The 4039-nt window shown below is 67.1% G+C and carries 4 protein-coding genes; 3 read left to right on the forward strand and 1 reads right to left on the reverse strand.

Going from position 1 to position 4039, the window contains the following annotated elements; all coding sequences use genetic code 11:
* The coding region (locus ACMO6A_RS15010) for a diacylglycerol/lipid kinase family protein (RefSeq protein ID WP_418471484.1) at positions 1-830 on the reverse strand (830 nt) is incomplete at its 3' end.
* 75 nt (positions 831-905) lie between these two features.
* Between ACMO6A_RS15010 and rnd the strand changes: the two genes are divergently transcribed.
* The 3 genes from rnd to xseA form a co-directional block, all read left to right on the forward strand.
* A complete protein-coding gene (rnd, locus tag ACMO6A_RS15015) occupies positions 906-2051 on the forward strand; it encodes a ribonuclease D (RefSeq protein WP_009307152.1) in 1146 nt (381 codons plus the stop codon).
* A gap of 158 nt (positions 2052-2209) precedes the next feature.
* Positions 2210-2881: a zinc metallopeptidase gene (locus ACMO6A_RS15020; protein WP_009307151.1), complete on the forward strand. Its 672-nt coding sequence runs from the start codon at positions 2210-2212 to the stop codon at positions 2879-2881.
* Between the two features lie 9 nt (positions 2882-2890).
* On the forward strand, positions 2891-4039 hold a 1149-nt coding region (xseA, locus tag ACMO6A_RS15025; protein WP_418471485.1), incomplete at its 3' end, for an exodeoxyribonuclease VII large subunit.

Raw genomic sequence — 4039 nt, forward strand, 5'->3', positions numbered from 1 at the left:
GTCATGAGGCGCGTCGCCTCGCCGTCGTACTGCACCTCCATGGGCGGGTCGGCTTCCACGCGCACCGTGCGTGCCCGGTGGATTTCCAGCGCGCCCGTGCGGTCGGGAAAGTCGCCGCCGCGGTCGAGGAGGCCGGCCAGCACCGCCGGAATCAGCTCGAAGGCGGTTTTCGCCTTGAGCACCACCACGTTGAACTCGCCGTCTCGCGGCTCGTTGTCGTGCGTTACCGTGATGTCGAACTGGATCTTCGAGAAATTCACGAGCAAGATGCCAAGCCCGTCGCTCTCCAGGCGCTCGCCATCGAGGTCGAGGATGAAATGCGATTTCTGCGGCATGGGGTTCGCGATGGCCGCCGATAGGTAGGCCATGGGACCGAACAGGCGCTTGCCCGCTTCGGCGCCGTGCATGATGGCCGCGTCGTAGCCCGCACCCGCCATGATGCCGAAGCCGAACTTGCGGCCTTCGACTTCGATCTCGCCGAGGTCGAAGTCGAGCGTGCGGCCCTCGCGCACCATCTTCGCCAGCGCGTGGGGCTCCATGGGGGAGGCCAAGTTGAGCGCAAGCAGGTTCGCGGTGCCGGCTGGGAAGGGCAGGACGGGGATGCCCGAGTCGGCGAGCATGTAGCTGACCGTGGCCACGGTGCCGTCGCCGCCGCTTGCGATGACGGCGTCGAACGACGCGGCGTCGTCCAGAAGGGTGCTCACTCCGGTGGTTCCGTCCGTCGAGCGCAAGCATGCCTCGTCGCCGTCCTGCATGAACGAGCGTACGAAGTCGTACACGGCTCCTTCGCCGAAGCCGGAGGAGAGGTTGTTGATGACGAGCAGTTTCACCGGTTCCCTTTCCGATCGTTTGCTATGATGGCATGGTACAACATGAACCGAGAAACACAAGGTAAGGAACACCGGGTGTACATAGCAAACCAAGAAAACCTCGCGGCGTTCGCGGAGCGCGCCATGCATTCCAGCGTGCTGGCCATCGATACGGAGTTTCTGCGCGAGAAGACCTACTATGCGAAGCTATGCCTGATCCAGCTCGCGACCGACGATGAGACGGCCATCGTCGATCCGTTCGCCGTCGACGATCTGAAGGTACTCGCGCCCGTGCTGCGCAACGAGAACGTTATGAAGCTGTTCCATGCAGGCAACCAGGATCTGGAGATCCTGCTGCGAGAGGTGGGCGTGCTGCCGCATCCCCTGTTCGACACGCAGGTGGCCGCCGCGCTCCTGGGCCATACGCAGCAGATCGGCTACGCGGCGCTCGTGCATGCCGAGTGCGGCGTGACGTTGAAGAAAATCGACTCGTTCACCGATTGGTCGCGTCGTCCGCTGTCCGATTCGCAGTTGGAGTACGCGGCCGACGACGTGGTGTATCTGCCGCGCATGTACGAGCGCATGCGGGCGCAGCTCGTGGAGCTGGGGCGACTGTCATGGCTCGATCGCGACTTCGAGGATTTGGCGGATCCGGCGCGCTACGCTGCCAACGAGCGCGAGCGCTACAAGCGGCTCAAACGCGTGTCCCAGCTGTCGCGCCGTCAGCTGTCGGCCGCGCGCGAGGTAGCGGCCTGGCGCGAGCTTGAAGCGCAGCGACGCGACGTGCCCCGCAAGTGGGTGGTCACCGACGAGCAGATCGTGGAGGCCTGCAAGCGCGAGCCCCGTTCCATCGACGACCTGTTCATGGTGCGCGGGCTGTCCGACCGCCTCTCCACGAAGGACGCGCGCACCGTGGTGTCGCTGATCGCGTCCGCGTTGGACGCGTCTCCCGACACCTGGCCAGAGCCTGATCGCTGCGGCAAGAACGAGCCGAACGTCGACGCGGAGCTGGATCTCATGTGCGCGCTCGTGCGGCTGCGCGCGAAGCAGAACGGCGTGGCGTTCCCCACGCTGGCCAGCCATGACGACCTGGCGCGCGTCGCGCGCGGGTACCGCGAGGGCGTCGATCTTCTGCGCGGTTGGCGTCGTGCGCTCGTGGGAGAGGAGCTGCTGGAGCTTCTGGAAGGCAGGCTCGCGCTCAGCATCGACGGCTCCGAGCTGCGCGTGGAGCATCGGAGTTGAGCGCCTCCGGCGTCTCGGCGCCGTCAGTTACGAATCTTTCGCGCTGAATCCATGACGGTTTCGAGGCGATCATCTGTTTCATTATAGAATAGCGGGGAACGAAAACGATGCGGACGAGAGCGTTCGCGCATGCAACCTTCTGAAGGAGTGTTACACCCATGTTCGGATTGAGCAACGGATACCTGCTGCTGATCGTCGTCACGCTGGCCATCGGCGGCCTTGCAACCTGGTACGTGAACTCCCAGCTTAAGAAATACACGCACGTGCCCATATCCACGGGCCTCACCGGCGCCGAGGCTGCGCGCCGCATGCTCATGTATTACGGCATCGGCGACGTCGAGGTGCATCGCGGCGGTCCCGGCCAGGACTTCTTCGACCCGCGGACGAACTCCGTCACGCTGTCGCCCGACGCCTACGCCGGCCGCTCCATCACGGCCACGGCCACGGCGTGCCACGAGGTGGGCCACGCCTGCCAGTACGCGCAAGGCTACGCTCCCATGAAGATCCGCGGCGCGCTGGTGCCTGTGGTGAACCTGGCGTCGAACGCGTGGATCTTCCTGTTGATGATGGGCATCTTCCTGAACATCGCCGGCCTCACCACGGCCGCCATCGTCATGTACGCCGCGGTGGTCATCTTCCAGCTGGTCACGTTGCCGGTGGAGTTCAACGCCTCGCAGCGCGCGATGGCCTACATGAACACGACGGGCCTGCCCCAGGCCGAGCAGGCGGGCTCGTTCAACGTGCTGCGCGCCTGCGCCCTCACCTACGTGGCGGCCGCCCTCACCTCCATCCTGCAGCTGCTGTGGCTGCTCGGCCAGCGCCGGGACTAGCGGCGAGCCATGGGGTACGGGGAGATGGCGCGCCAAGACGGCCTCGGCGCCGCGCTCGAGCGGGCTCGCGCGGCGACGCGCTCCGAGGGCGGGGGGTCGCCGGATGCGCTGTCGGTGTCGGGCGCGATGGCGTTGGCGAAGGGAGCGCTCGAGGGCGTGACCGTGAGGCTCGTGGGCGAAGTGTCCGAGGTCTCGAACAAGCCCGGCTACAAAGCCGTGTATTTCACCGTGAAGGACCAGCGCGCTGCGTTGCCGTGCATGATGTGGAACAACCGTTTCCAAGCGTCCGGCGTGCGGTTGGCCGTGGGCCAGCTCGTGGAACTGACCGGGCGTTTCACGCTGTACGCACCGAAGGGCCGCATGAATTTCGACGTGTTTTCCATCGCGCTGGCCGGAGAGGGTAACCTGCGCATGCAGGTGGCGAACCTCGCGCGCAAGCTGGAAGCCGAGGGCCTTATGGCGCCGGCTCGCAAACGGCCGGTGCCTGCGTATCCGGCGCTCGTCGGACTGGTCACCTCGCCGCGGGGCGCGGCCGTTCACGACGTGCTGCGCACACTGCGCCGCCGGTTCCCGCTGGCTCGCGTGCTCGTCGCGGGCGTGGCGGTCGAGGGCTCGAACGCGCCCGCCGGCATCGTTGAGGGCATGCGCGCGGTCGTGCGCGCCGGGGCCGAGGTGGTGCTCGTGGTGCGCGGCGGCGGGTCGTTCGAGGATCTCATGCCCTTCAACGACGAGGGGCTGGCGCGCATGATCGCGAAGTGCCCCGTGCCGGTGGTCACCGGCATCGGCCACGAGCCCGACACGTCCATCGCCGACATGGTGGCCGACCTGCGCGCCTCTACGCCCACGGCCGCCGCCGAAGCCGTAAGCCCCGCCCGCGAGAGTCTCGGCCGCTTGTTCGAGGCGCGTTCGTCGTCGCTGCGCGCCAGCATGTCCCGGGCGCTCGACCGCGCCGGGGCCGAGGTGCGGCGCTGCGCTACGCGTCCGCTGTTCTGCGACGCGCAGCTTCTGTACGCCACCGAGGCTCAGATGCTCGACCTGGCCTCCGATCGTCTGTTCCGGGCGCTGCCCGCGAACCTGGCGCGCGACGAGGCTTCGGTCGCGCGCCAGCGCGAGCGCTTGGCCTGCGCGTTGCCAGCCAGCCTCGATCGCAGCCGCACG

It is taken from the genome of Eggerthella sp., from assembly GCF_048329335.1.
Lineage (GTDB): Bacteria > Actinomycetota > Coriobacteriia > Coriobacteriales > Eggerthellaceae > Eggerthella > Eggerthella lenta.

Bases quoted from the DNA above. Each gene is read 5' to 3' on its own strand.
- ACMO6A_RS15020 (WP_009307151.1), top strand. From the start codon at position 2,210: ATGTTCGGATTGAGCAACGGATACCTGCTGCTGATCGTCGTCACGCTG.